The 529-nt window shown below is 46.7% G+C and carries 1 protein-coding gene; it reads left to right on the top strand.

Features of this window, described 5'->3' with window-relative positions; genetic code table 11:
* Window positions 1–529 (top strand): IS5 family transposase (locus B5F71_RS19695; protein ID WP_087213699.1); only part of this gene is annotated, 529 nt, incomplete at both ends.

The raw sequence follows: 529 nt of genomic DNA, 5'->3' as shown, positions 1-529 counted from the left end.
TGACACAGTATCCAACCGACCTGACTGAAAAACAGTGGCAAGTTATAAAAAATATTTTAGAGCCGCAAGCGAGGAACCGAAAACATTCGCTTAAAGAGATAATGAATGCCATCCTTTATATCAACAAGACCGGCTGCCAGTGGCGTATGCTTCCTTCTGACTTCGCCCCTTGGCAAACCGTCTATTACTACTTCCGTAAATGGAAGCTTGAAGGCGTGTTTGAAGAAGTGATGGATACCTTGCACGCTTTCATCCGTAAACAGGCAGGACGGCAGGAAAGTCCCAGTCTTGGCATCATGGATTCCAGAAGCGTAAAGACTTCCCATCATGTTGATTCAGACCGTGGTATAGACGGGAACAAGAAAATCAAAGGACGGAAAGAGCACATCATAGTCGATACGCTCGGCCTTCCGTTAGCCGTCGCAATCCATGAAGCCAACCTGCATGACAGCAAGGGCGCCCCACAAACCATAGAAAAACTCGCTTATAAATTTCCGCGCTTGGTTAAAATATTGGCGGATGGAGGCTA

Origin of the sequence: Bacteroides sp. An269, assembly GCF_002159755.1 — a bacterium.
Lineage (GTDB): Bacteria > Bacteroidota > Bacteroidia > Bacteroidales > Bacteroidaceae > Phocaeicola > Phocaeicola intestinalis.
The sequence above is the reverse complement of the archived record's forward strand: the minus strand, read 5'-3'. Positions and strand labels throughout refer to the sequence as shown.